The sequence below is a fragment of the Rhizobium sp. Leaf262 genome, from assembly GCF_001422245.1.
Lineage (GTDB): Bacteria > Pseudomonadota > Alphaproteobacteria > Rhizobiales > Rhizobiaceae > Agrobacterium.
The window spans coordinates 333124-358850 of the sequence record NZ_LMMM01000021.1 but is presented as its reverse complement, the minus strand read 5'-3'; the positions used below and the strand labels follow the sequence as shown (position 1 = coordinate 358850).

At 57.7% G+C, this 25727-nt stretch carries 26 protein-coding genes; 19 read left to right on the top strand and 7 right to left on the bottom strand.

The window, feature by feature from the left end:
* The first annotated feature begins 180 nt into the window (after positions 1-180).
* The 4 genes from ASF29_RS23715 to ASF29_RS23700 all read left to right on the top strand — a co-directional run bounded on the left by ASF29_RS23715 (position 181) and on the right by ASF29_RS23700 (position 5663).
* Entirely contained in the window at positions 181-1128 is a 948-nt protein-coding gene (locus ASF29_RS23715) for an ornithine cyclodeaminase family protein (protein ID WP_062453123.1), read from the top strand.
* A 13-nt stretch (positions 1129-1141) separates the two neighbouring features.
* Positions 1142-3619, top strand: a complete 2478-nt coding sequence (gene hrpB / locus ASF29_RS23710) for an ATP-dependent helicase HrpB (protein WP_062453122.1) — start codon at positions 1142-1144, stop codon at positions 3617-3619.
* A 72-nt stretch (positions 3620-3691) separates the two neighbouring features.
* A complete protein-coding gene (locus ASF29_RS23705) occupies positions 3692-4999 on the top strand; it encodes an ActS/PrrB/RegB family redox-sensitive histidine kinase (RefSeq protein WP_062453121.1) in 1308 nt (435 codons plus the stop codon).
* A 73-nt stretch (positions 5000-5072) separates the two neighbouring features.
* On the top strand, positions 5073-5663 hold the full coding sequence (locus tag ASF29_RS23700) for an ActR/PrrA/RegA family redox response regulator transcription factor (protein WP_062453120.1): 591 nt from the start codon (positions 5073-5075) through the stop codon (positions 5661-5663).
* Positions 5664-5666: 3 nt separating this feature from the next.
* Here ASF29_RS23700 and ASF29_RS23695 read toward each other — a convergent pair whose 3' ends face one another.
* A complete protein-coding gene (locus ASF29_RS23695) occupies positions 5667-6152 on the bottom strand; it encodes an MmcB family DNA repair protein (RefSeq protein WP_062453119.1) in 486 nt (161 codons plus the stop codon).
* Between the two features lie 184 nt (positions 6153-6336).
* Here ASF29_RS23695 and ASF29_RS23690 point away from each other — a divergent pair, with 184 nt between their 5' ends.
* Together ASF29_RS23690 and ASF29_RS23685 are read left to right on the top strand one after the other, a co-directional pair.
* Positions 6337-7020: a L,D-transpeptidase gene (locus ASF29_RS23690; protein ID WP_062453118.1), complete on the top strand. Its 684-nt coding sequence runs from the start codon at positions 6337-6339 to the stop codon at positions 7018-7020.
* 152 nt (positions 7021-7172) lie between these two features.
* Positions 7173-7493 carry a hypothetical protein gene (locus ASF29_RS23685; RefSeq protein ID WP_062453117.1) on the top strand — a complete coding sequence of 107 codons (321 nt, stop codon included), beginning with the start codon at positions 7173-7175 and terminating at the stop codon, positions 7491-7493.
* A gap of 92 nt (positions 7494-7585) precedes the next feature.
* On the opposite strand, the gene ASF29_RS23680 is transcribed toward ASF29_RS23685, so the two are convergent.
* The 4 genes from ASF29_RS23680 to hslV all read right to left on the bottom strand — a co-directional run bounded on the left by ASF29_RS23680 (position 7586) and on the right by hslV (position 12888).
* A complete protein-coding gene (locus tag ASF29_RS23680; RefSeq protein ID WP_062453116.1) occupies positions 7586-9742 on the bottom strand; it encodes a malate synthase G in 2157 nt (718 codons plus the stop codon).
* Positions 9743-9869: 127 nt separating this feature from the next.
* Positions 9870-10823 (bottom strand): DUF1402 family protein, encoded by a 954-nt coding sequence (locus ASF29_RS23675; RefSeq protein ID WP_062453115.1) that lies wholly within the window; start codon positions 10821-10823, stop codon positions 9870-9872.
* A gap of 148 nt (positions 10824-10971) precedes the next feature.
* Entirely contained in the window at positions 10972-12282 is a 1311-nt protein-coding gene (gene hslU, locus ASF29_RS23670; protein ID WP_062453160.1) for an ATP-dependent protease ATPase subunit HslU, read from the bottom strand.
* A 78-nt stretch (positions 12283-12360) separates the two neighbouring features.
* The gene (gene hslV / locus ASF29_RS23665; protein WP_062453114.1) at positions 12361-12888 is read right to left on the bottom strand and encodes an ATP-dependent protease subunit HslV; all 528 of its coding nucleotides are present in this window, start codon (positions 12886-12888) and stop codon (positions 12361-12363) included.
* Positions 12889-13086: 198 nt separating this feature from the next.
* On the opposite strand from hslV, the gene hisB reads away from it, so the two are divergent.
* From hisB to coaA, 7 genes are all read left to right on the top strand, one after another.
* Positions 13087-13683, top strand: coding sequence for an imidazoleglycerol-phosphate dehydratase HisB (gene hisB / locus ASF29_RS23660; protein WP_062453113.1), 597 nt, complete (start codon positions 13087-13089; stop codon positions 13681-13683).
* A gap of 74 nt (positions 13684-13757) precedes the next feature.
* Positions 13758-14249 carry a DUF2628 domain-containing protein gene (locus tag ASF29_RS23655; protein WP_062453112.1) on the top strand — a complete coding sequence of 164 codons (492 nt, stop codon included), beginning with the start codon at positions 13758-13760 and terminating at the stop codon, positions 14247-14249.
* 2 nt (positions 14250-14251) lie between these two features.
* Entirely contained in the window at positions 14252-14902 is a 651-nt protein-coding gene (gene hisH, locus ASF29_RS23650) for an imidazole glycerol phosphate synthase subunit HisH (protein WP_062453111.1), read from the top strand.
* 1 nt (position 14903) lies between these two features.
* Positions 14904-15638, top strand: coding sequence for a 1-(5-phosphoribosyl)-5-[(5-phosphoribosylamino)methylideneamino]imidazole-4-carboxamide isomerase (hisA, locus tag ASF29_RS23645; protein ID WP_062453110.1), 735 nt, complete (start codon positions 14904-14906; stop codon positions 15636-15638).
* Entirely contained in the window at positions 15635-16411 is a 777-nt protein-coding gene (gene hisF, locus ASF29_RS23640) for an imidazole glycerol phosphate synthase subunit HisF (RefSeq protein WP_062453109.1), read from the top strand. The genes hisA and hisF overlap by 4 nt, the downstream gene beginning before the upstream one ends.
* Before the next feature lie 21 nt (positions 16412-16432).
* Positions 16433-16756 carry a phosphoribosyl-ATP diphosphatase gene (locus ASF29_RS23635; protein WP_062453108.1) on the top strand — a complete coding sequence of 108 codons (324 nt, stop codon included), beginning with the start codon at positions 16433-16435 and terminating at the stop codon, positions 16754-16756.
* 14 nt (positions 16757-16770) lie between these two features.
* Positions 16771-17754, top strand: a complete 984-nt coding sequence (gene coaA / locus ASF29_RS23630) for a type I pantothenate kinase (RefSeq protein ID WP_200925571.1) — start codon at positions 16771-16773, stop codon at positions 17752-17754.
* Positions 17755-17779: 25 nt separating this feature from the next.
* On the opposite strand, the gene arfB is transcribed toward coaA, so the two are convergent.
* Both arfB and ASF29_RS23620 read right to left on the bottom strand, forming a co-directional pair.
* Positions 17780-18214, bottom strand: coding sequence for an alternative ribosome rescue aminoacyl-tRNA hydrolase ArfB (gene arfB, locus ASF29_RS23625; RefSeq protein ID WP_062453106.1), 435 nt, complete (start codon positions 18212-18214; stop codon positions 17780-17782).
* A 112-nt stretch (positions 18215-18326) separates the two neighbouring features.
* Positions 18327-19937, bottom strand: a complete 1611-nt coding sequence (locus ASF29_RS23620) for a phosphoenolpyruvate carboxykinase (RefSeq protein WP_062453105.1) — start codon at positions 19935-19937, stop codon at positions 18327-18329.
* A 336-nt stretch (positions 19938-20273) separates the two neighbouring features.
* Here ASF29_RS23620 and chvI point away from each other — a divergent pair, with 336 nt between their 5' ends.
* From chvI to ahcY, 6 genes are all read left to right on the top strand, one after another.
* The gene (chvI, locus tag ASF29_RS23615; RefSeq protein ID WP_103587306.1) at positions 20274-20999 is read left to right on the top strand and encodes a two-component system response regulator ChvI; all 726 of its coding nucleotides are present in this window, start codon (positions 20274-20276) and stop codon (positions 20997-20999) included.
* Positions 21000-21053: 54 nt separating this feature from the next.
* Positions 21054-22847 (top strand): sensor histidine kinase, encoded by a 1794-nt coding sequence (locus tag ASF29_RS23610; protein ID WP_062453103.1) that lies wholly within the window; start codon positions 21054-21056, stop codon positions 22845-22847.
* On the top strand, positions 22837-23301 hold the full coding sequence (locus tag ASF29_RS23605; protein ID WP_062453102.1) for a serine kinase: 465 nt from the start codon (positions 22837-22839) through the stop codon (positions 23299-23301). The genes ASF29_RS23610 and ASF29_RS23605 overlap by 11 nt, the downstream gene beginning before the upstream one ends.
* 125 nt (positions 23302-23426) lie before the next feature.
* A complete protein-coding gene (locus ASF29_RS23600; RefSeq protein WP_062453101.1) occupies positions 23427-23828 on the top strand; it encodes a PTS sugar transporter subunit IIA in 402 nt (133 codons plus the stop codon).
* Between the two features lie 16 nt (positions 23829-23844).
* Positions 23845-24120 (top strand): HPr family phosphocarrier protein, encoded by a 276-nt coding sequence (locus tag ASF29_RS23595; protein ID WP_062453100.1) that lies wholly within the window; start codon positions 23845-23847, stop codon positions 24118-24120.
* Between the two features lie 128 nt (positions 24121-24248).
* Complete coding sequence (gene ahcY, locus ASF29_RS23590) at positions 24249-25649, top strand: adenosylhomocysteinase (RefSeq protein ID WP_062453099.1); 1401 nt, start codon at positions 24249-24251, stop codon at positions 25647-25649.
* Positions 25650-25727: the final 78 nt, after the last annotated feature.

The following is a 25727-nucleotide window of genomic DNA, read 5'->3' as shown; positions in this document are numbered from 1 at the left end:
TAAGAAAGTGCAGAAAATCGGTAAGTTGTTGATGCGTATGAATTATTTCGTATTTCTGGGAAAAATCGCGGTCTGACGACCCACAAAGCAACCGTTTTACAAACCATCTGCTCGGCCCAGCTTCACCAGACAATGCGACATTGCTAAGGTCACTCCCGATCATCAAACCGGGAGTTTGTCATGCTGGTTCTCAACCAAGAAGAAACACGTCGCGCCCTTCATTGGCCCGCCCTTATCGATGCCATAGAAAGCATGTTTAAGAGTGGCTGCGTAATGCCGGTGCGGCACCATCATGATGTGGAGGTGCCTGGAGAGGATGCCGCGACGCTGTTGATGATGCCCGCCTGGGTGCCTGGCTCCTATATGGGGGTGAAGATTCTGACGGTCTTTCCCGATAATAGTCTACGGTCGCTGCCCACCATTTTCGGCACCTATCTTCTGTCGTCCGGAAAGACCGGTGAAATGCTGGCGGCGATTGAAGGTGGGGAACTGACGGCGCGGCGCACAGCGGCGACGTCGGCGCTGGCTGCGAAATATCTCGCCCGCAAGGACGCGTCTTCCATGTTGATGGTGGGAACTGGGCGGTTGTCGCTGAACCTGATGCAGGCTCATGCCACGATCAGCCCGCTGATCTCGTTCCATATATGGGGCCGTAATTCCGGCGCGGCTGAGAAGGTTGCGGAAGAGGCACGCCAACTCGGCTTCGATGCCAAGGCCTGCACGGATCTGGAGCATGCCGTGCGCAACGCCGATATCATCTCCTGCGCGACGCTTTCCCAACAGCCCTTGATCAAGGGGGAATGGTTGAAGCCCGGCGCGCATCTCGATCTGGTCGGCGCGTTCAAACCCTCCATGCGGGAAAGCGACGACGTGGCGGTCAAGCGTGCCTCGCTTTATGTGGATACATTCGAGGGCGCGCTGAAAGAGGGCGGCGATATCGTTCAGCCGCTTGAGGCGGGCATCATTACACGCGGCGATCTTCGCGCGGAGCTTTCCGATCTCGTGTCAGGGCGCTATCAGGGGCGCAGCAGTGACGACGAAATCACCCTGTTCAAATCCGTAGGTGCTGCGCTGGAAGATCTGGCGGGCGCGATCCTCGCTTATGAAAGCGTCAAGGCAGAGAACTGAATTCGTGAGTGGCATGATACAGACTGAAGCGCGAGCGTTGCCAACCCTGCCTGTGAGCGACGTGCTTGCCGAGATCGGCGAGGCGTTAAAAGAGCGCGGTCAGGCGGTGCTTTCCGCGCCACCGGGTGCAGGCAAAACGACGCTGGTGCCGCTTTATCTGCTGGATCAGCGCTGGCGCGGGGATGGCAAGATCATTCTGCTCGAACCGCGCAGGCTGGCAGCACGCGCGGCCGCCAGCCGCATGGCGTCCTTGCTGGAGGAAACGGTCGGCGAGACTGTGGGCTATCGCATGCGGCTGGATAACCGCATCTCCGCGAAAACCCGGATCGAAGTGGTGACGGAGGGTGTCTTTGCCCGGATGGTTCTGGATGACCCGGAACTGCAGGGCGTGTCTGCCGTCATTTTCGACGAGTTTCACGAACGCTCCCTCGATGGTGATTTCGGCCTCGCCTTGGCTCTGGATGTGCAGGCAGGACTTCGCGGCGACCTGCGCATTCTCGTCATGTCGGCCACGTTGGATGTGGAGCGGATCGGCGCCCTGTTGACGAACGCACCAGTCATCAAAAGTCTGGGCCGCAGTTTTCCCATCGATGTCAGATATGACGAGCGCACCGGGCAGGAGCGGATAGAAGACAGAGTTGCAAGGGCCATTATAGAGGTACACGGCTCTGAAAGCGGGTCGATCCTCGCTTTCCTGCCCGGTCAGGGGGAGATTACGCGCACGGTGGAGAGGCTAGACGGTCGGTTTGGACCGGAGACGAGCATCATCCCGCTTTACGGCAATCTTTCCCAGAAAGAACAGGATGCGGCAATCAAGCCGACGGAGCCCGGCAAGCGCAAGATCGTACTGGCCACCTCGATTGCCGAGACCTCCATCACCATTGATGGCGTGCGGGTGGTGATCGACAGCGGTTTGCAGCGTCTTCCGGTGTTCAAGCCATCCACCGGCATGACGCGGCTGGAGACGGTCAAGGTGTCCCGCGCCTCGGCGGATCAGCGTGCGGGACGTGCCGGGCGAACCGAACCGGGTATCGCAATCCGCCTTTGGCATGCAGGCCAGACGGCAGCGCTGCCTGCGTTTACGCCGCCACAGATTTTGGCGAGCGATCTTTCCGGCCTTGCGCTCGATCTCGCACATTGGGGTGTGACCGATCCCGCATCGCTTGCCTTTCTGGACCAGCCGCCGGAAACAGCCCTTCGCGAAGCACGCAGTCTGCTGTTGAGCCTTGGTGCTCTGGATCAAGCAGGGGCGATCACACAGCGTGGAAGGAAGATGCGGGAACTGGCCATGCCCCCTCGCCTGTCGGCCATGGTCATTGCTGCGCAAGAGGCCGGGCATGGCCATGAGGCGGCGATGCTGGCGGTGCTTTTGACCGAACAGGGGCTGGGCGGCAGCGATATCGATCTGGAAGAGAGACTTCGCCGCTTCAGACCGGAAAAAGGCGAACGCGCCACAGCGGCCAAGGGTCTGGCGAAACGGATCGCCTCCTCCGGCGGAGCGGCGCAAAGTGTGTCTAGTGACCCCATAACTGCGGGAGAGCTTCTGCTGCACGCCTATCCTGACCGCATTGCCTTTCAGCGCGGCGGACGTGGGCGCTATGTCATGGCGAATGGGCGCGGTGCGGAACTTGTCGAGACAGAGCGTCTGGCGACCGAGAAGATGCTCGTGGTCGCCGACGTGACCGGACGCGCCGCGCAGCCGCGCATTCTGGCGGCAGCTTCGATACGGCGAGAAGACGTGGAAGAGCATTTGCCGGACGCCATCCGAAAAGAAGATCAGCTGTTTTTCGATAAGGCCAGCGGACAGGTTCGTGCTCGTCGTGTTACCCGCATCGGTGCGATTATTCTGGAGGAAACGCCGCTTGGGAAACCGACTGGAGAGAAAGCAGCGCAGGCTCTTTCCAATGGCATTCGCGAATATGGGCTGAACATTCTTGCCTTTTCGAAGGAAGCGCAGCAGTTGCGCCAGCGTCTGGGCTTTTTGCACCGGACCATTGGCGATCCCTGGCCGGATACGAGCAATGACGCGCTCGTTGCGCGGCTGTATGAATGGTTCGTGCCGTTCCAGCATGATGCCAAGAGCATTCAGGATGTCCGATCCGGCGGCATCATGGACGGACTTCTGTCGCTGGTTCCCCATTCGGCCCAGCGGGAACTTTCTAAACTGCTGCCCACGCATTTCGAAGCGCCGACCGGGCAGAAGCATCCGATCAGCTATGATGGTGAAGAACCGACCCTGACCATCCGTGTGCAAGAGCTTTTCGGCTTGAAACAGCACCCGGCGGTGGCGGGCGGCAAATTGCCACTGCTGCTGGAATTGACCTCGCCCGCGCACAGGCCGATACAGACGACACGGGATTTACCGGGTTTCTGGTCAGGCTCGTGGAAAGATGTGCGTGCGGATATGCGCGGACGCTATCCACGCCACCCATGGCCGGAAGATCCCGCGTCGGCCCAACCGACCAACCGCGTCAAACCACGCGGAACGTAATTGCTATTTCCGCATGTCCTCACCGCAAAATGCTCATGGTTTTGCGAGACATGCTTCAGAGGAGACGGGTGGATGGCAGACCAGCCAGAAGAAAACACGCGGCTTGGCCGTGCCAGCCGTCACATTCGCCTGCAAACCATCGTCTGGCTGCGCTGGCTGGCGGTGGTGGGGCAGAGCGCGACGATCCTGATCGTTGCCTTCGGGCTGAATTTTCCCTTGCCGCTCCTGACATGCGCGGTGCTGATCGGCGCGCTCGCGGTTGCAAATCTGTTTCTGTCGGCACGTTTTCCGGCTACTTATCGATTGGAGCCCTGGGAAGCCACGCTTCTTCTCGCCTTCGATCTGCTGCAACTGACGGCGCTGATCTATATCACCGGCGGGCTTTCCAACCCGTTTGCACCGCTGATCTGCGTGCAGGTCATCATTGCCTTTGCTTCGCAGCCGATGAAACATTCCCTGATGCTTCTGGTTTTCGCACTTTTTTGCGTCACCGCCATCGCGTTCTCACCCTTCCCTGTTCCATGGTATCCCGGCGAGACATTGCCCATCCAGCTCATCATCCATATCGGCATCTGGTGCTCCATCGTTGCCATGATGCTGTTTGCCGCCTTCTATGCCTATCGCGTTTCGCATGAGGCAAACCAGCTAGCGGATGCGCTGGCCGCAACGGAGCTGGTGCTGGAGCGGGAAAAGCACCTGTCGCAACTGGACGGCCTGGCCGCCGCAGCGGCGCATGAACTCGGCACACCCTTGGCCACCATTAGCGTCGTGGCTAAGGAAATGGAGCGGGAACTGGGCAAGGATGAGCGTTTCCGCGAAGACGTGGCGCTGTTGCGCAGCCAAAGCGAACGTTGCCGCGACATTCTTCGCCGGCTGACATCGCTTTCGGCGGAGGGTGAGGAGCATTTGCGCAAGCTTCCGCTGTCCTCACTCATCGAAGAGGTCATGGCGCCGCACCGCGAATTCGGCATCAAGCTTCGGCTGGTTGAAAAAAGCGATCGCCACGGGGAGCCCGTGGGCGCGCGCAATGCCGGCATTCTCTATGGCCTTGGCAATCTGCTGGAAAATGCGGTCGATTATGCCCGTGAATCCGTAACGGTTACGGTCGCGCATGATGCCCAGCACGTCACGGTCACCATAGAGGATGACGGGCAAGGCTATGCGCCGGATATTCTGGCGCGGATCGGTGAGCCCTATGTCACCAAGCGTCAGGACGTGACACGCGCAGGCGGGCTGGGCCTTGGTCTGTTTATTGCAAAGACATTGCTGGAGCGTTCCGGCGCGACGCTGACATTCGAGAACCGGGGACCAGATGCCGCAGGCGCGCGGGTCACGGTTGTCTGGCCACGTGACATTATGGACGATAATAAAGCGAAATGACGTCGTAGGCGCGCGGCTGGCGGCAATACAGGCCGATACCTATATATGTGAGGCAGTGGCCGGGAGATCAGGCATGAGTGAAGAACAGCACATCAATGAAGCGGAAGCGGCAAGCCCGGAACAGGCGAACCCTATCGGCCCAGACCCTTCGCTTTTGATCGTCGATGACGATGGCCCGTTTCTGCGCCGTTTGGCGCGCGCCATGGAAACGCGTGGCTTTACCGTCGAAACCGCTGAATCCGTGAGCGAAGGCATTGCCAAGTCCAAGCTGGCACCGCCCAAATATGCCGTGGTGGATTTGCGGCTGGGTGACGGCAACGGCCTCGAAGTGATCGAAGCGATCCGCCAGCATCGCGACGACACGCAGATCGTAGTTTTGACCGGATATGGCAACATCGCCACTGCGGTGACGGCGGTGAAGCTGGGTGCGCTGGATTATCTGGCCAAGCCTGCGGACGCGGATGACGTTTTCAATGCTCTCACCCAGCGCGAAGGTGACAAGATGGACCTGCCGGAAAACCCGATGTCGGCAGACCGGGTGCGGTGGGAGCACATTCAGCGCGTGTATGAAATGTGCGAGCGTAATGTTTCCGAAACGGCACGCCGCCTTAACATGCACCGGCGCACCTTGCAGCGCATTCTGGCAAAGCGCGCGCCGAAGTAATCGTCAGTCGGAATAATCCTTGCCCGTCGACCATTCGGCCATCAACAGACGCCGGGCGGCGGTGCGGGAGAAATCGAGCATCAGCGATTTGCGGGTCGCTGGTGGCAATTTATGTTCAGGCGCTTCGCGCAGCATATGCGCGCCATAGCCATCGGATACGAACAATCCGCAGTCTTCGGGGAAAATATAGAGCGGCACACCGTTATGGGTGGCGAAGAACAGGCGGTCGCAATGCTGGCGATAATCTGGCCATTTGCGGTCCACGCGAAAGTCCTCGATGGAAGATTTGATTTCTATGATCCATATCTCGCCCTTGACCGACAGGCTGATCAGATCCGCCCGTCTGCCGCTGGAAAGCGGTAGTTCTGGCAGCACCGAATGACGCATTTCGTTCAACAGGATCTGAACACCGCGACGCACCAGCATGGCGTTTTCAGATTGGCGTCCGTCGATTAACGGATTGTTATTGACGATCGAAAGAATAGTCATGGATAAATCCGGGGCGAAGGCGCCCGCTCATGTTGCAAAAAGGCCATCCGGCCGCAATTTCGTGCGCCGTATTCTCTTGCTGCGATGCAACGGCTTGCCAACACAAGATTAATCGAAAATAACCCATCTATTCAATAGAGCATCATGCATCGCCTGAAATGGCGATATTTCCCGCGAGAACACTATGCGCCTTCGCACTTTTTTGACTGCCTTCGGTCTGTCGTCGGTCCTTGCTTTGGGCGGTTGCGCCTCGACATCGACCCCGACGACGCCTGCTACCGCCGCCGCCCCTGCCTATGTTGAAACGACTCAGATTTTCGGCGACGAAGTCTATGGCGCAACGACCGATGCGGGTTACGCCCTGCCAGCAATCCCGATCAACCGCGTGGACAAGCGCTTCCACCGCCAGATCGTAAGCTACGAGACGCCGGAGAAGCCAGGCACCGTCATCGTCAACACGCGCGAGCGCTTCCTTTATTACATCCTGCCAAGCGGCAAGGCTGTGCGTTACGGCATCGGCGTCGGCAAGCAGGGCTTTGCGTGGGCCGGTGAAGCTTACGTTGCATGGAAGCAGGAATGGCCGATGTGGCATCCGCCAAAAGAAATGGCAGCCCGCAAGCCCGACGTTGCCCGTTACGTCGAGAACGGTATGGGCCCAGGCCTCACCAACCCGTTGGGTGCACGCGCCATGTATCTGTTCAACGACAAGGGTCAGGATACCCTGTTCCGTATCCATGGTTCGCCTGAATGGGCCTCCATCGGCACAGCCGCTTCGTCTGGCTGCATCCGCATGATCAACCAGGACGTCATTGACCTCTACAGCCGCATCCGCCCAGGCCGCAGCTCCAAGGTCATCGTGATCCAGTAAGATCACCTAGCCATAATCAAAAAAAGCCGCCGTGGACTGTCCCGGCGGCTTTTTTTGTTTCGAAAAACTGCCGGATCATCCCCCTAATGGGTGATGCGCACCCAACCCTTGTTTGAGACGATCTCTTTGCGAAACGCGTAGGGGATTTGAACATGAAACTAATAAAGACTTTTTTTCTCGCGGCACTGGTGCTTGCGCCAACGTCACTTCTGGCAGCCGATGGATCTTGGGACGGGAATTGGGTCGGGCGATGGGGCGGTAAGTCGTCTGCCTCGATCAGGATCAAGGACAACAAGGTCGTCGCCTATTATTTCAATGGAAACTCACAATCCATTGGCGCGACCAAAGTCTCCGGCAACAAGATTTCCTTCGGTTCCGGTTACTCGATCACGTTGACGAAACTGAAGAATGGAGATGCAAGCGGCCACTACAAAGGAAACGGCACCGCGACGGCGACACTTGTGAAGCGGTAACTTCATCGCCTTATATCGGAAAGCCTCGCCTGAACCGGCGAGGCTTTTTTGTTGGCTTTTCCAGAGCAGCCCTTCCAGCCCTTCCGTGACAATCAGCCGACTTGCTTCGCCTTCAGCTCCAGACGACGGCGGTGGAGGACTGGTTCGGTGTAACCGTTGGGCTGCACCCTGCCCTCGAGCACCAGTTCGACGGCGGCCTGGAAGGCGATTGAGTTTTCGAAGTTTCCGGCCATGGGCATGTAGGCGGCATCGCCTTCATTCTGGCCATCCACGACGGCTGCCATGCGCTTCATCGTTTCGATAATCTGGTCCCGAGAAACCACGCCGTGGCGCAGCCAGTTCGCCATATGCTGGGCGGAGATGCGCAACGTTGCACGGTCTTCCATCAGGCCGATATTGTTGATGTCAGGCACTTTCGAGCAGCCGACGCCCTGATCGACCCAGCGTACGACATAGCCCAGAATGCCCTGTGCATTGTTGTCCAACTCGCGCTGGATGTCCTCGGCGCTCCAGTTGGGGCGAACCGCGACCGGTACGGAGAGGATATCCGAGAGTTTGGCGCGTTCGCGTGTCTTCAGCCCGCTCTGAACCGATGCGACATCGACGCTGTGATAATGCGTGGCGTGAAGCGTGGCGGCTGTGGGTGACGGAACCCAGGCGGTGTTGGCACCGGCTTTCGGGTGGGCGATCTTCTGCTCCAGCATCGCCGCCATCAGATCCGGCATGGCCCACATGCCCTTGCCGATCTGGGCATGGCCGGACAGGCCGCACTCCAGACCGATATCGACATTCCAGTTTTCGTACGCCGCGATCCAGGAAGCCTGCTTCATGTCGCCCTTGCGAATCATCGGGCCTGCTTCCATCGATGTGTGGATTTCATCGCCGGTGCGATCAAGGAAGCCGGTATTGATGAAGACCACACGATCCTTGGCGGCGCGAATGCATTCCTTGAGGTTGATGGTCGTGCGGCGCTCCTCGTCCATGATACCCATCTTGATCGTGTTGGGTGCCATGCCGATCAGCTTTTCGACGCGACCGAAAATCTCAGATGCAAAGGCCACTTCGTCGGGCCCATGCATCTTCGGCTTCACGACATACATAGAACCGGCGCGCGAATTCTGGCGGCGACCATTGGGACCGACATCGTAAAGCGCGATCAGGCCCGTCACGATCGCATCCATGATGCCCTCGGGAATCTCACGACCATCGCGGTCGAGAATTGCCGGATTGGTCATGAGGTGGCCGACATTGCGGACCAGCATCAACGAGCGCCCTGGAAGCGTGAGCGCGGAACCATCAGGGGCGGTGTAATTGCGGTCTGCATTCAGGCGTCTCGTGAAGGTTTTGCCGCCCTTGGCAACCTCTTCCGTCAGATCGCCGCGCATCAGGCCGAGCCAGTTGCGGTAAGCAACGACCTTATCGTCAGCATCCACAGCCGCGACGGAATCCTCGCAATCCATGATCGTCGTCAGGGCCGATTCGAGGATGACATCGGAAATGCCTGCCGCATCGCCTGCGCCGATATCGGTCGATCTATCGATAACGATTTCGACATGGAGGCCGTTCTTGCTCAGCAGAATCGAAGACGGTGCGGATGCCTTGCCTTCATAGCCGGCGAACTGCGCGGCATCGGCCAGGCGGTCCGAACCGACTTCCAGCACGCCATCGACGATCTTGAAACCCGAGACATCAGCCCAGCTTCCATTCGCCAAAGGTGCGGAGCGATCGAGAAACTCCCGCGCCCATGCGATAACCTTTGCACCACGCTTGGGATTGTAGCCCTTGCCCTTCTCAGCACCATCCTCTTCCGAGATCGCATCGGTGCCGTAGAGCGCGTCGTAGAGCGAACCCCAGCGGGCATTGGCGGCGTTCAGCGCATAACGGGCATTCATGACCGGTACAACAAGCTGCGGGCCTGCAAGGAGTGCAATTTCCGGATCGACGTTTTGCGTGTTGACCTTGAAGGCCTCGCCTTCCGGCAAGAGATAGCCGATATCACGCAGGAAGGCCTCATAGACGGCAAGATCGGCGGGTGTGCCGTTGCCGCGATACCACGCGTCCAACTGTTCCTGAAACACATCGCGCTTTTGCAGCAGTTCCCGGTTTTTCGGAGAAAGGTCGTGAACGATCTGAGAAAAGCCTGCGAAGAACGCCTGCGCCTCCACGCCGGTTTCCGGCAGGACCTCGTCTTTCAGGAAATGATAAAGCGTTTCATCAATCGAAAGACCGTGCTGTTCAATGCGGCTCACCTTGGTATCTCCCTTGTCGGCATCCTTACCGCCAAGAGTGGACGCTGAGAGCCCATCTCGTCAATCGCAAGCGGTTGCCTAAGTTTTTTTCTTTTTTGGAAACAATCGAGAAGACCTGTTCCAAATGTTAGAGCAGTTTTTGAAGTTCCGGCAGCTTGTCGTTGACCAGCCAGCCGTAATAATTCTCTTCCGGCCAGACAGTCGATCCGCTCTGGCGGTTCTTCTGGGCGAGAACGGCGGCGCGCTGCTGCGAGCCACCGAGATTATAGAGCGTGGAGGTCAGGCCGGGATTCTTTGAAATATCCATATCGGCGATCGATTTGTAATCATCGATGGATTTGCGAATGGCGGCCGCCATGTAAGCCAGCGAATGATCCGGATCCATGATCGCGGTATAGACCGCCGCCGCATCATTCTCGTCCAGCTTTTCATAACCGGAGACGCGCGCAACCATGTCCGACAGCATCAGTGCCGTCAGCGGGTTGATCTGGCCAAGGCCAAAGGTCTGGCCTGCATAGAAGGGCTGGAAGAACACGGCGCTGAAACGATTGTCGGGATAGCTGACGCCATCGACTTTCTTGCCGCGGAAACTATCGTCCCAGACATCTTCCCGGCAGGTCCAAAGGCTGGCGGAATCGCGTTTCGACTGGCATTTGGCAAATTGGGAATGGGTCAGAAACTGCGCAATGCTTTCGTCCTTGTAGCCGAAACGGAAACTGTTTCCGGCATAGGATGCGGCTTTGACGTAATAGGATTGCAGCCGGTCATAGGCGTCCACATTATAGGTGTGCTCGCCCACAATCGCACCAACCATGTGGATGGGATCGATGCCATACCGGCTTGCCGTCGATTTAATCTTGGCAATCAGCTGCTTGTCGCTGGACAGCAGATCGAACACTTTCTGGTATTTCCGGTCGAAGGTGGAGTTGGACCCTTTGGTGCGACGGGCAGACGCGCCGGGCACGCCTGGCTGCTCGGCATTGCGGTTGCCGGGCGGCACCACGGTTGCGGCTTCCGCGAAAGATTGCGAGACAGCGCTAAAGACCATGATGGCGGCCAATGCCAGAAGAGTTTTACGCACGAGCGGATGCCTTTTTCTCAGCCGGTGGGACACCGGACAATTCCTCTTGGGAGACGTTAACGCTTTCATTAGCGAAAAGCGTGGCCAGATGTCGAGAGAAGGCAAGTAAAATAAGAGTGCGGCAAGATTTGCCGCACTCCACACTATTTTAGAGAATGTAACGCGACAGGTCCGTATCGGCAGCGATATCGCCGACATGTTCCTTCACATAGTCCTGATCGATCTTCACCGCCGAGCCGCCGCGATCCGGGGCGTTGAAGGAAATCTCGTCCAGCACACGCTCCATCACCGTTTGCAAACGACGCGCGCCGATATTCTCGACGGAGGCGTTCAGATGCACCGCGACATCGGCCAGAGCGTCGATGGCGTCATCGGTGAATTCGAGGCTCAGCTCTTCCGTCGCCATCAGCGCGATGTACTGGCGGATGAGGCTTGCTTCCGTTTCCGTCAGGATACGGCGGAAGTCTTCCTTTGTCAGCGGCTTGAGTTCGACACGGATCGGCAGACGGCCCTGAAGTTCCGGGAGAAGATCGGATGGCTTCGAGACATGGAACGCGCCTGACGCGATGAAGAGAATATGGTCGGTCTTGACTGGACCATATTTGGTGGAAACCGTCGTGCCTTCCACCAGCGGCAGCAGATCGCGCTGCACGCCTTCGCGGGACACACCAGCACCCATGCCGCCATCACGCGCGGCAATCTTGTCGATTTCGTCCAGAAAGACGATGCCGTCATTTTCCACCGATTTCACCGCTTCGCGCTGGATCAGCTCATTGTCCAGCAGCTTGTCGGATTCATCGCGAATCAAATCGGCATAGGACTTCTCGACGGTCGTACGAACCTTCTTGGTGCGCCCGCCCATGGCCTTGCCGAACATGTCGGAGAGATTGAGGACACCGATATTGGCACCCGGCGGCATGCCGGGAATATCAAAGCCGGGCATGCCGGAGCCGGTATCGGCCACTTCGATATCGATTTCCTTCTTATCCAACTCGCCATCCCGCAGCTTCTTGCGGAAGCTGTCGCGCGTGGCGGGCGAAGAGGTGGAGCCGACCAATGCATCCAGCACGCGCTCTTCGGCACTGGCATGGGCTTTGGCCTGTACCTCGATCCGCTTCTTTTCACGGATGAGGCCGATGCCGATTTCCACGAGGTCACGAATGATCTGTTCGACATCGCGACCGACATAACCGACTTCGGTGAATTTGGTCGCTTCGACCTTGATGAAGGGCGCACCGGCGAGCTTGGCCAAACGGCGGGAAATTTCGGTCTTGCCGACACCGGTCGGCCCGATCATCAGGATGTTTTTCGGCATGACCTCGTCGCGCAGGCTGTCATCCAGCTGCTGGCGACGCCAGCGGTTGCGCAGCGCAATCGCCACGGCACGCTTGGCATCATGCTGGCCGATGATGTGACGGTCCAGTTCCGAGACAATCTCGCGGGGAGAAAAAGTCGTCATTTCATTCCTTTCGGCGTTTCCGTTGCGGCCAGCCGCCTTGGCCCGGCCCACGGAACCCATCAGTTTCAAAGGCGCAGCTTACTCTGCGTCGAGCGTTTCAATCACGAGATTATGGTTGGTGTAGACGCAGATATCGGCAGCGATATCGAGCGCCTGACGCGCGACCTCTTCAGCAGACTTTTCCGAATCCATCAGTGCGCGGGCGGCAGCAAAGGCGTAATTGCCACCAGAGCCGATGGCGATGGCGCCATGTTCGGGCTCGAGAACATCACCATTACCGGTAATCGCCAGCGTGATCGACTTGTCGGCAACCAGCATCATGGCTTCGAGATTGCGCAGATATTTGTCGGTGCGCCAGTCCTTGGCGAGCTCGACGGCGGCGCGCATCAGCTGGCCGGGATATTGCTCCAGCTTCTTTTCCAGACGGTCGAGCAATGTAAAGGCGTCGGCGGTCGCACCGGCAAATCCGGCGATCACTTCGCCGCCCTTGCCGATGCGGCGCACCTTGCGGGCATTGCCCTTCATCACGGTCTGGCCAAGGCTGACCTGACCGTCACCGGCCATGACCACCTTGCCGGCCTTTCTCACAGTAATAATCGTTGTCATCAAACACCTGTTTGCCCTTGAAAGGGCGTTTGCGGGACCGCCCCTGCGATCCATTTCGAAGTTTATGTAAGTCCGGTTTTTGCGATTGCAAATGAACGAGCCGACGCAGGCCGGGTGCAACGCGGCAAGACGATGTAATGGCTGGATATTTGCAAGCTGTGCTGATAAGGAACGCCCATATTGATACGGAGCAGCCAGATGGCAGAGCGTAGAGCCGAGATTTCCCGCAAGACGAACGAAACCAGTGTATCGGTGCGCGTCGACATCGACGGGACGGGCAAGTCGAAAATTTCCACCGGTGTGGGCTTCTTCGATCATATGCTCGACCAGCTCAGCCGCCATTCGCTGATCGACATGGAAATCGATGTGAAGGGTGACCTGCATATCGATGATCACCACACCGTCGAAGATACCGGCATTGCCATCGGTCAGGCCATTTCCAAGGCGCTGGGCGACCGTCGCGGCATCACCCGTTATGGCTCGCTCGATCTTGCCATGGACGAAACCATGACCAAGGCCGCCGTCGATATTTCCGGTCGCCCGTTTCTGGTCTGGAACGTTGCGTTCTCAGCGCCCAAGATCGGTACTTTCGACACCGAACTGGTGCGCGAATTCTTTCAGGCACTTTCCCAGAATGCCGGTATAACGCTGCATATTCTCAACCATTATGGTGCCAACAACCACCATATTGCCGAAACCTGCTTCAAGGCGGTTGCCCGCGTGCTGCGCACGGCAACCGAAATCGATCCACGTCAGGCAGATCGCGTTCCCTCGACAAAGGGCATGCTGGCCTGAGCTAGATGAAACGTCATGGTGGTAGTGAGCCGATTGGTCTTGACCCGCCGCCGTGACCGTTGTCAGGAAAGCCGATGACATCTTATCTGGTTCTGGAAGCCCCCGGTGGTCCCGGCCGCGATCATCGCTCGACGCGGTTCATCGCCGATCGCTTTTCCTGGCTTGCGCTTCTGTTTCCCTGGGCGTGGTTTGCCGTTCAGCGCCTGTGGTGGGTCGCCATCGGCATCGTGATCTGCCAGGTGGCGGCCAGTCAGCTTTCGGGACTTGAGGGCTTTGCGATAACGGGCGCGCTGTTTGCGCTCGGCGTCGGTCTGATAACCGGATTCGAAGGTCGCAACATTGTGGTTCGACATCTTGTCGCGAAGGGATGGGCGCTGAAGGACATCGTCACCGCGCCCGATCTGGCGACCGCCGAAGACATGTATTTTTCCAACCTGCCGGAGACTTACCTTTCGCAGGAAAACACCATACCGCAGCCGGACTGGAAACAGGACCGCAGGACCAGCGGTTACAGAGCGAGCGACCCGGCGGGGTCGTTCCAGTTCGATTTGAATGGAAGGCGCTGAGCATGCGTGTGGCAATTATCGATTACGGCTCCGGCAATCTTCGCTCGGCGACGAAGGCATTCGAGCGCGCAGCGCGTGAAGCCGGTATCGATGCAACCATCGATCTGACCGACAGGCCGGAGAATGTGGCCTCCGCAGACCGAATCGTTCTGCCGGGCGTGGGTGCCTATGCCGACTGTCGAGCGGGGCTTGATGCCGTCTCGGGTATGCACGAGGCGCTTGTCGATGTCGTGGAACACAAGGCCCGTCCCTTCATCGGCATCTGCGTCGGCATGCAGCTCATGTCCTCGCGCGGTCTGGAAAAGACGACGAGCGAGGGCTTGGGCTGGATCGAAGGTGACGTGGTGGAGATGACACCGTCCGATCCAACCTTGAAAATCCCGCAGATCGGCTGGAATACACTGGAGCTCAACCGCCCTCACCCGCTTTTTGATGGCATAAAGACCGGTACGGATGGCCTGCACGCCTATTTCGTCCATTCCTACCATCTTGCGGCAAAGCACGCCGAAGACGTTATCGCCACCACCAGTTACGGTGGCGCGATGACGGCTTTCGTCGGTCGTGACAACACGGTCGGGGCGCAATTCCACCCGGAAAAAAGCCAGACGCTCGGCCTCGCCCTCATTTCGAATTTCCTGCGCTGGAAGCCCTGACATGATCTTATTTCCCGCAATCGACCTCAAAGACGGCCAGTGCGTTCGCCTCAAGCTTGGCGATATGGAGCAGGCCACCGTCTACAACGAAGACCCCGGCGCACAGGCCAAAGCCTTTGAAGACCAGGGCTTTGAGTGGCTGCATGTGGTGGACCTCAACGGTGCCTTCGCAGGCCAGACCGTGAATGGCGATGCCGTCGATGCTATTCTGAAGTCGACTAAGAACCCCGTTCAACTCGGCGGTGGCATCCGTACGCTCGACCATATCGAGGCATGGCTGAGCCGTGGCCTTGCCCGTGTCATTCTCGGCACCGTTGCCGTGCGCGATCCGGTTCTCGTGATTGAAGCCTGCAAGCGCTTCCCCGGACAGGTCGCCGTCGGCATCGATGCCAAGGGCGGCAAGGTGGCGGTGGAAGGCTGGGCGGAAGCGTCCGAGCTGGGCGTCATCGAGCTTGCCAAACGTTTCGAAGGTGCGGGCGTTGCCGCCATCATCTATACCGATATCGACCGCGACGGCATTTTAGCCGGAATCAACTGGGCATCGACGCTGGAACTGGCAAATGCCGTCTCCATCCCTGTCATCGCCTCCGGTGGCCTTGCCTCCATCGAAGACATCAAGCGCATGCTGGAGCCGGATGCGGCCAAACTAGAAGGCGCGATTTCTGGTCGCGCGCTTTATGATGGGCGTATCGATCCGATCGAGGCACTAGCGCTGATCAAGGAGGCCCGCGCATGACGCTGAAAGCCCGCATTATTCCCTGTCTCGATGTCAAAGACGGTCGTGTCGTCAAGGGCGTCAACTTCGTCGATCTGATCGATGCCGGTGATCCGGTGGAAGCCGCCAAGGCCTATGACGCTGCTGGTGCCGATGAGCTTTGTTTCCTCGACATCACCGCCTCCTCCGACAACCGCGATACGATTTTCGATGTCGTGTCCCGTACCGCCGACCACTGCTTCATGCCGGTGACGGTCGGTGGTGGCGTTCGTGCCGTTGGCGATATTCGCAAGCTGCTCCTGTGTGGTGCAGACAAGGTTTCGATCAATTCTGCTGCCGTGAAAGACCCGGATTTCGTGGCGCAGGCTGCGGATAAGTTCGGCAACCAGTGCATCGTCGTTTCCATTGATGCCAAGAAGGTGTCAACCGCAGGTGAGACGGATCGTTGGGAAATCTTCACCCATGGCGGTCGCCAGCCGACAGGCATCGATGCCGTCGAATTTGCTATCAAGATGGTGGAGCGCGGTGCGGGTGAACTGCTCATCACCTCCATGGATCGTGACGGCACCAAGAGCGGTTATGACATTGCGCTGACCCGCACGATTGCCGATCAGGTGCGCGTGCCCGTTATCGCATCCGGCGGTGTCGGTACGCTGGATGATCTGGTGGCTGGCGTGAAGGATGGCCATGCGACGGCTGTGCTTGCTGCCTCCATCTTCCATTTCGGCACCTATTCCATTGGTGAAGCCAAGGCCTATATGGCCGATCACGGCATTGCCATGCGCCTTGATTGATCTCGCTTAAGGTATTGAGAGATGAGTGATTTTTCCCTTTCCGATCTGGAGCGCATCGTGGCGGAACGCGCAAGCGCCCCGCCGGATCAATCCTGGACGGCAAAGCTTGTTGCCGCAGGCCAGCCTCGCGCCGCAAAGAAGCTTGGCGAAGAAGCGGTGGAAACCGTGATTGCGGCGATTTCCAATGATCGCAAGAACCTGACGGATGAGGCAGCCGATCTGCTTTACCACCTGCTGGTGGTGCTGAAGATCGCCGATATTCCGCTGGCGGATGTTCATGCGGAGCTTGAGCGCCGCACCGCGCAGTCAGGCTTGCAGGAGAAAGAATCGAGGCCTGCAAAATGACGACGTTGGCACGCATGGGAGGACAAGGCATGCCAAACACGCTCGATCATTTCCGCCCCGATGAATATTCGCCCTACCACTTCTTCAGCTCCGACGAATGGTCGAAGTTCCGCGCCGACACGCCCCTGACGTTGACGGCGGACGAATTGAAACGACTCCGTTCGCTCAACGACCCCATCGATATTGATGAAGTCCGGCGTATCTATTTGTCGCTATCACGCCTGTTGTCCACGCATGTGGAGGCGTCTCAGCTTCTGTTTGACCAGCGCAACCAGTTTCTCAATATGGCTGGTGTGAACAAGACGCCTTTCGTCATCGGCATTGCCGGATCGGTCGCCGTCGGCAAATCGACCACGGCGCGTATTCTGAAAGAACTCCTGGCGCGCTGGCCTTCCAGCCCGAAGGTCGATCTCATCACCACCGACGGCTTTCTCTATCCCAACGAGGTGCTGCGGCGGGAAAACCTGATGGAGCGCAAGGGCTTCCCCGAAAGCTATGATATCGGTTCTCTCCTGCGGTTCCTGTCGGCTATCAAGGCCGGACAACCGGATGTGAAGGCACCGAGCTACTCTCACCTGACCTATGATGTGGTGCCCAACGAATTCACCACCATAGACCGGCCCGACATTCTGATTTTCGAGGGTATCAACGTCCTGCAATCGCGCGATCTGCCCGAGGGAGGGCGGATCGTCCCGATCGTGTCGGATTTCTTCGACTTCTCGATCTATATCGATGCCGATGAGGCACTGATCCACCAGTGGTATGTCAACCGCTTCATGAACCTGCGCCAGACGGCGTTTCGTGACCCCTCCTCCTATTTCAATCGCTATGCATCGATTTCGGAAGAGGCGGCACTGGCGATTGCCGAGGGTCTTTGGGAAAACATCAACCTGAAGAACCTGCGCCGCAACATCGTACCGACGCGCCCGCGCGCCGATCTCATCCTGCGCAAGGGTCAGAATCACCTGATCGACACGGTTGCGCTTCGCAAGCTCTAAGCACTTAACGCCAACTGCCGAGTGCTCAGTCCTTTTCGGGTTTTCCGCGCATCTTCTTGATATCCGAGCGCCCAGATTTCTCCTTCAGACGCCGCTCGACCGAGCCCTTGGTCGGCTTGGTCGCCCTGCGTGCCGGTGGCGGCGGCTCGGCGGCTTTCAGAACCAGTTCTTTCAATCGCTCCCGCGCATCTTCACGGTTGCGCTCCTGCGTGCGGAACCGGTTGGCCTCGATCATCAGGACGCCCTCTTTTGACACGCGCCTGCCTCCGAGTTTGATAACGTTTTCCTTGATGCGGTCAGAAAGTGACGGCGAACCGGCCACGTCGAAGAACAGCTGAACGGCGGTCGAGACCTTGTTGACATTCTGCCCGCCCGGACCACCAGCCAGCACAAATTGCTCCGTCAGTTCCCATCCGGCAATCGTTATTCTATTGCTGATAAATAGCGCCGCACTGGCCATGTTCGTTCTCCGGCAGCGGTGATGCCACAGATCAATGCTGATGAAAACCACCGATAGAAACGAAAAACCCGGCTCGAGGCCGGGTTTCACGTGAATCCAAAATCTGGAGTTCTTATTCAGCGGCAATCAGCAGGCCTGGTGCTGCATCGCGGACCTTGCTGTCTACATGGTCTTCGAACTTGGTGAAGTTCGTGACGAACATGGACACAAGCTTCTTGGCCTGTGCGTCGTAAGCTGCACCGTCCGCCCAAGTCGAACGGGGATCGAGAATGCCGTTGTCGATACCGTCGAGTGCCGTGGGAACAGCAAAACCGAAATTCGCATCGGTGCGGAACTGGGCATTCTTCAGATCGCCGGTCAGGGCTGCACTCAGGAGAGCGCGGGTTGCCTTGATGGGCATACGCTTGCCAGTGCCATAGGCACCGCCTGTCCAGCCGGTGTTGACCAGCCAGCAATCAACGCCATGCTTGCCGATCAGATCACGCAGCAGGTTACCGTATTCTGCCGGATGGCGCGGCATGAACGGTGCGCCGAAGCAGGTGGAGAAGGTTGCTTCCGGCTCCGTTACACCCTTTTCCGTGCCAGCGACCTTTGCCGTGTAACCGGACAGGAAGTGGTACATGGCCTGTTCCGGCGTCAACCGGGCAATGGGAGGCAGAACGCCGAAGGCATCCGCCGTCAGCATGATGATCGTCTTGGGGTGACCGGCAAGGCCGGTGTCCGATGCATTCGGAATGAAGTGCAGCGGATACGCGCTGCGGGTGTTTTCCGTCAGCGACGTATCGTTGAAATCCGGAACACGGTTTTCATCGAGAACGACGTTTTCCAGAACCGTGCCGAAGCGGCGGGTCGCGGCATAGATTTCGGGCTCGGCTTCCGCAGACAGCTTGATCGCCTTGGCGTAGCAGCCGCCTTCGAAGTTGAAGATGCCCTCTTCGCCCCAGCCATGCTCGTCATCGCCGATCAGCGTGCGCGAAGGATCGGCAGACAGCGTCGTCTTGCCGGTGCCGGAAAGGCCGAAGAACACAGCGGAGTCACCATCAGGACCGACATTGGCGGAGCAGTGCATCGGCATCACGCCCTTAGCGGGCAGCAGATAGTTGAGAACGGTGAAGACCGATTTCTTGTTTTCACCGGCGTAAGACGTACCGCCGATCAGAACCAGACCCTTGGTCAGGTCACATGCGATGACGGTTTCGGTGCGAACGCCGTGGCGGGCCGGGTCGGCCTTGAAGCTCGGCAGATTGATGATCGTCAGCTTCTGCTTGAAGGTATCAAGCTTTTCGCGGGCCGGACGGATCAAGAGGTTGCGAATGAACAGGCCGTGCCATGCAAGTTCGGTCACGACGCGGGTTGGAAGCGCATTGTCTTCATCGGCACCACCGATCAGATCCTGCACATAGAGCGTCTTGCCTGCGGCGTGCGCGAGCATGTCCTTATGGAGGATGTCGAAATGCTCTGGCGACAGCGGCTTGTTGTTGTCCCACCAGATATTGTCTTCCGTGGAGGCGTCGCGAACGACGAATTTATCCTTCGGCGAACGGCCCGTATGCTGACCCGTAACGGCCCGCAAAGCGCCGTCTGCGGTGACGTCCGCTTCGCCGTTACGGATGGCCTGTTCGTACAATTCGCTCTCAATGAGGTTGTAGTGCACGACAGAAGCGCCAGTCAGACCGAGTGCCGACACTCCATTTTCTGGATTATGTACTCCGAGTTCTTTCACAGGCGCATTCCCTTTTCTGAAAACAAAGACGTCGAAATTTTCACGGAAATTAATCCGCCGTTAAAAAAAACACAAGTCAAGAAATCTGAATAATTCAACAAATTCAACATATTAATCGATTTAAAAGATTTTATTTCATTTTAAATCGGTTTAGTTCACCTTCTCGTTCGGCATTCTCCCTTCCGGTGAAATGACTTGCCAAGAAGAGGGAGAAATACAGCCTCTTTCCGTTTGCCACAATTTGTTCCACCTTTATACTCATGAGGATGGCTCACGGCGCGCAACCTTGGCTGGGGTGGATGTCGGGAGTATTGATGAATGATGGAGACCAATATTATGCAAACGATTGCGCTTGTGGATGACGACAGGAATATTTTGACGTCCGTGTCGATCGCGCTGGAAGCAGAAGGATATAAGGTCGAAACCTATACGGACGGTGCATCCGCTCTGGACGGGCTTGTGGCCCGGCCACCCCAATTAGCGATTTTCGATATCAAGATGCCACGCATGGATGGCATGGAACTGCTGCGCCGGTTGCGTCAGAAATCGGATTTGCCGGTTATTTTCCTCACCTCGAAGGACGAGGAAATCGATGAGTTGTTCGGCCTCAAAATGGGCGCCGACGATTTCATCACCAAGCCGTTTTCGCAGCGCCTGCTTGTCGAGCGCGTCAAGGCCATCCTGCGCCGCGCCAGCAGCCGCGATGCTGCGGTCCCCGGCGCAAGCCCGCTGAAGCCCACGGCGGATCAGCAGGCGCGCACGCTGGAACGCGGACAGCTGGCCATGGATCAGGAGCGTCACACCTGCACCTGGAAGGGTGAGCCGGTGACGTTGACGGTCACGGAGTTCCTCATTCTTCATTCGCTAGCGCAGCGTCCGGGCGTCGTTAAAAGCCGTGATGCGCTGATGGATGCGGCCTATGACGAGCAGGTCTATGTCGACGACCGCACCATCGACAGCCATATCAAGCGTCTTCGCAAGAAGTTCAAACTGGTCGATAACGACTTCGATATGATTGAAACGCTCTACGGTGTAGGATATCGCTTCCGCGAAGCAGCCTGAGACACGGCTAAGACGAAGTGACGCCACATATGACAGTGGTGCTGAGGAACAACGTTGCTGAACAAGACGCAGGAAAGCGTATCGGATCAAACCGATGCCGACGATCGTGAAAGCGGTCGCCGGTATCGTATTCATCCGTTGACGATTGTCCGGCGTATTTTCGGCAATGCCGTGTTTTCCAGCCTGACGCGCCGTATTTTGTTCTTCAACGTCGCGGCAACCGTGGTTCTGGTCGGTGGCATTCTCTACCTCAACCAGTTCCGCGAAGGACTGATCGACGCGCGCGTCGAAAGCCTGCTGACGCAGGGTGAGATTATTGCCGGTGCCGTTTCCGCTTCGGCTTCTGTCGACACGAATTCCATCACCATCAATCCTGAAAAGCTGCTGGAGTTGCAAGCCGGTCAAAGCATCACGCCGGTTCCCAATGATGAAGATCTGAGCTTTCCGATCAACCCGGAGCGCGTTGCACCTGTGTTGCGCCGCCTGATATCGCCGACCCGCACGCGTGCGCGCCTTTTCGATGCAGATGCCAATCTGCTGCTTGATTCGCGACATCTTTATTCCCGCGGTCAGGTGCTGCGTTACGACCTTCCGCCCGTCACGCCTGAGACACAGACATGGGGTGAATGGTTTGCGAGCGTCTTCAACCGTATGCTGCAGCCCAGCAGCCTTCCGCTCTACAAGGAAACGCCTGGCGGCGATGGCTCCATCTACCCGGAAGTGATGAATGCCCTGACCGGCGTTCGCGGCGCTGTGGTGCGCGTGACCGAGAAGGGTGAGCTGATCGTATCGGTCGCTGTGCCGGTGCAGCGTTTCCGCGCCGTTCTCGGCGTGCTGTTACTCTCCACGCAGGCGGGCGATATCGACAAGATCGTGCATGCTGAGCGACTTGCCATCATGCGCGTCTTCGGCATAGCAACACTCGTCAATATCGTGTTGTCGCTGTTGTTGTCGTCTACCATCGCCACGCCGCTGAGACGGCTTTCGGCTGCCGCGATCCGCGTGCGGCGTGGGGCAAAGGCACGCGAGGAAATTCCCGACTTTTCCGCCCGTCAGGACGAAATCGGCAATCTGTCCATCGCCCTGCGTGAAATGACCAATGCGCTTTATGACCGGATCGATGCTATCGAAAGCTTTGCCGCCGATGTCAGCCATGAGTTGAAGAATCCGCTGACCTCGTTGCGCAGCGCCGTGGAAACCCTGCCACGTGCCAAGACCGAAGAATCCAAGCAGCGTCTGACCGAGATCATTTTCCATGACGTTCGTCGCCTTGATCGCCTGATCAGCGATATCTCCGATGCGTCCCGTCTCGATGCCGAGTTGGCGCGGGTGGATGCCTCGCCAGTCGATCTGGAAGTCCTGCTGGGCAATCTCGTCGAGATATCCCGACAGATCGGCGCCAAGAAAAAGAGCGTCACCATCGACTACACTGCCGACCACAAGACCGGGGTCAAAACCAGCTACATCGTCAATGGTCATGACCTTCGTATTGGCCAGATCGTGACCAATCTGATCGAAAATGCCCGCTCCTTCGTTTCGCAAGACGGAGGCCGGATTTTCGTACACCTGCTGCGGCACAAGGACCGCTGCATCGTGCGCGTCGAGGACAATGGGCCGGGCATTCAGGCCGAAGACATCGACCGGATTTTCGAACGTTTCTATACGGACCGGCCCGCAAGCGAGGGCTTCGGGCAAAACTCCGGTTTGGGGCTTTCCATCAGCCGCCAGATTGCAGAAGCGCATGGCGGAACCCTGAAAGCGGAAAACATCATCGACAAATACGGCGTCATTTCCGGCGCACGCTTCAGCCTGTCGCTTCCCGCCGCCGCCCATCATCATGAGCGCTGAACGCAGAAATTTTCATGCCACCGCCATCGTCGTCAACCGGACGGGGCTTCTGTTTGTCGGTGCTTCCGGCAGCGGAAAAAGCGAACTTGCCTTCAGCTTCATCACCGAGGCGCAGCGATGTGGTCACCACGCCGCGCTTGTGGCAGATGATCAGGTTTTCCTGACCTGTCGTGGCGGTCTCGTCACGGCGGAGCGACCGGAGGCAATTGCCGGACTGATCGAACTGCGCGGCAGCGGCATCGTCAAGGTCGAAAGCATTGCCTCTGCCGTGATGCATTATGCCATCACGCCCGAACTGTCGCCGCAGATGCCACGACTTCCGCCCGAAATCGAGGTGGTGCAATTGATCCCAGGCATGTCTCTCCCGCTTCTGCGGATTCCCCGCGACAGCATCACGCCTTATGGAAAATTTGCTGCACTTGCTCAGAATCTTTTCATAACCAAGGGAATGTGAACGAAAATCCGGCAATTTGGGGCTTGCGCTTCGGATTTTCCTCATCAAGATGTGGCCCCACCGATAGACAGGATTGCGGCATTGCGATAGTCGGCAATCAAGGTGCGTGTGCAAGGGAGCATTTCATGATCGGACTAGTGCTTGTCACTCATGGCAAGCTGGCCGAGGAGTTTCGTCACGCTGTAGAGCATGTGGTCGGCCCTCAGAAATTGATCGAGACGGTCTGTATCGGTCCCGAAGATGATATGGACCAGCGTCGACAGGATATTCTGGATGCCGTGACACGCGCCAATGATGGTCATGGCGTTATCATTCTCACCGACATGTTCGGCGGTACGCCCTCCAATCTGGCGATATCCGTGATGAACGGTGGCAGCGTAGAGGTCATCGCGGGCGTGAATCTTCCCATGCTGATCAAACTGGCCGGCATTCGCACGGAAGATAACATGGAGAAGGCCTTGCAGGAGGCCTCGGATGCTGGCAGAAAATATATCAATGTCGCCAGCCGCGTTCTCAGCGGCAAATAAGAAAAGATTGCCGGACATGTCGTCTCTTTCGCGGGAACTGCTGATCATCAACAAGCGCGGTCTGCACGCGCGCGCATCCGCGAAATTCGTTCAGATGGTAGATAGCTACGATGCCGCCATTACCGTCTCCAAGGATGGCATGACTGTGGGTGGCACCTCCATCATGGGCTTGATGATGCTTGCAGCCAGCCCCGGATGTACCGTCGTCGTCGAAGCGACAGGCAATCAGGCCGAAGAAGCCCTTGCAGCGCTGGAAGCGCTCGTCGCCGATCGTTTCGGCGAAGAGGTTTGATAACCACACATATAAAGACATAAAGACTTCTTTATATCGTTATTGCCAGATTAGCCTCAGCCTGCTAAACCGCAGCCTGGATTTCGAGGCAGCGGCTGGCCCCTGCCATGTTTGAGCAGGAGATAACTATGAGCGCTGAACACGACTACATCGTCGCAGACATCAACCTTGCAGATTACGGTCGCAAGGAACTGGATATTGCCGAAACGGAAATGCCGGGCCTGATGTCCTGCCGTTCCGAGTTCGGCCAGAGCAAGCCGCTCAAGGGCGCGCGAATCTCCGGTTCGCTGCATATGACCATCCAGACAGCCGTTCTCATTGAGACGCTGAAGGAACTGGGTGCCGATATTCGCTGGGCATCCTGTAACATCTTCTCGACACAGGACCATGCCGCGGCGGCAATCGCCGCAACCGGCATTCCGGTTTTCGCCGTCAAGGGTGAAAGCCTGACGGAATACTGGGAATACACAGACAAGATCTTCCAGTGGGCTGACGGCGGCGTGTCCAACATGATCCTCGATGATGGCGGCGATGCCACCATGTACATTCTGCTCGGCGCACGCGCAGAGGCCGGTGAGGACGTTCTGTCGAACCCAGGTTCCGAAGAAGAAGAAATCCTCATTGCCCAGATCAAGAAGCGCCTTGCTGCTTCGCCGGGCTGGTTCACCAAGCAGCGCGATGCCATCAAGGGCGTTACCGAAGAAACCACGACAGGCGTTCACCGCCTTTACGATCTGTCCAAGAAGGGCCTTCTCCCCTTCCCGGCCATCAACGTCAACGACAGCGTCACCAAGTCGAAGTTCGACAACAAGTATGGCTGCAAGGAATCGCTGGTTGACGGCATTCGCCGCGCAACAGACGTCATGATGGCCGGCAAGGTTGCCGTCGTCTGCGGTTACGGCGATGTCGGCAAGGGTTCTGCTGCCTCGCTGCAGGGCGCTGGCGCCCGCGTGAAAGTCACCGAGATCGACCCGATCTGCGCGCTTCAGGCTGCCATGGACGGTTTCGAAGTCGTTCGTCTGGAAGACGTCGTTGCCTCCGCCGATATCTTCATCACCACGACCGGCAACAAGGATGTCATTCGCATCGAGCACATGCGCGAGATGAAGGACATGGCCATCGTCGGTAATATCGGCCACTTCGACAACGAAATTCAGGTTGCTGCTCTCAAGAACCTCAAGTGGACCAACATCAAGCCGCAGGTCGACATGATCGAGTTTGCCAAGGGCAACCGCATGATCCTTCTGTCTGAAGGTCGTCTGCTCAACCTCGGCAACGCCACAGGTCACCCATCCTTCGTGATGTCTGCGTCCTTCACCAACCAGGTTCTTGGCCAGATCGAGCTTTTCACCAAGCAGGGCGAGTACAAGAACGACGTTTACGTGCTGCCGAAGCACCTCGACGAGAAGGTTGCGCGTCTGCATCTGGAGAAGCTGGGCGTGAAGCTGACAGAACTTTCTGACGTTCAGGCAGATTATATCGGCGTCTCGAAGACCGGTCCGTTCAAGGCTGAACACTACAGATATTGATTTTATAGTTAATATCCACAGATAAGCTACTAGATATGGAAATCACGGACTTGACAAAGTCCGTGATTTCTTTTTGAG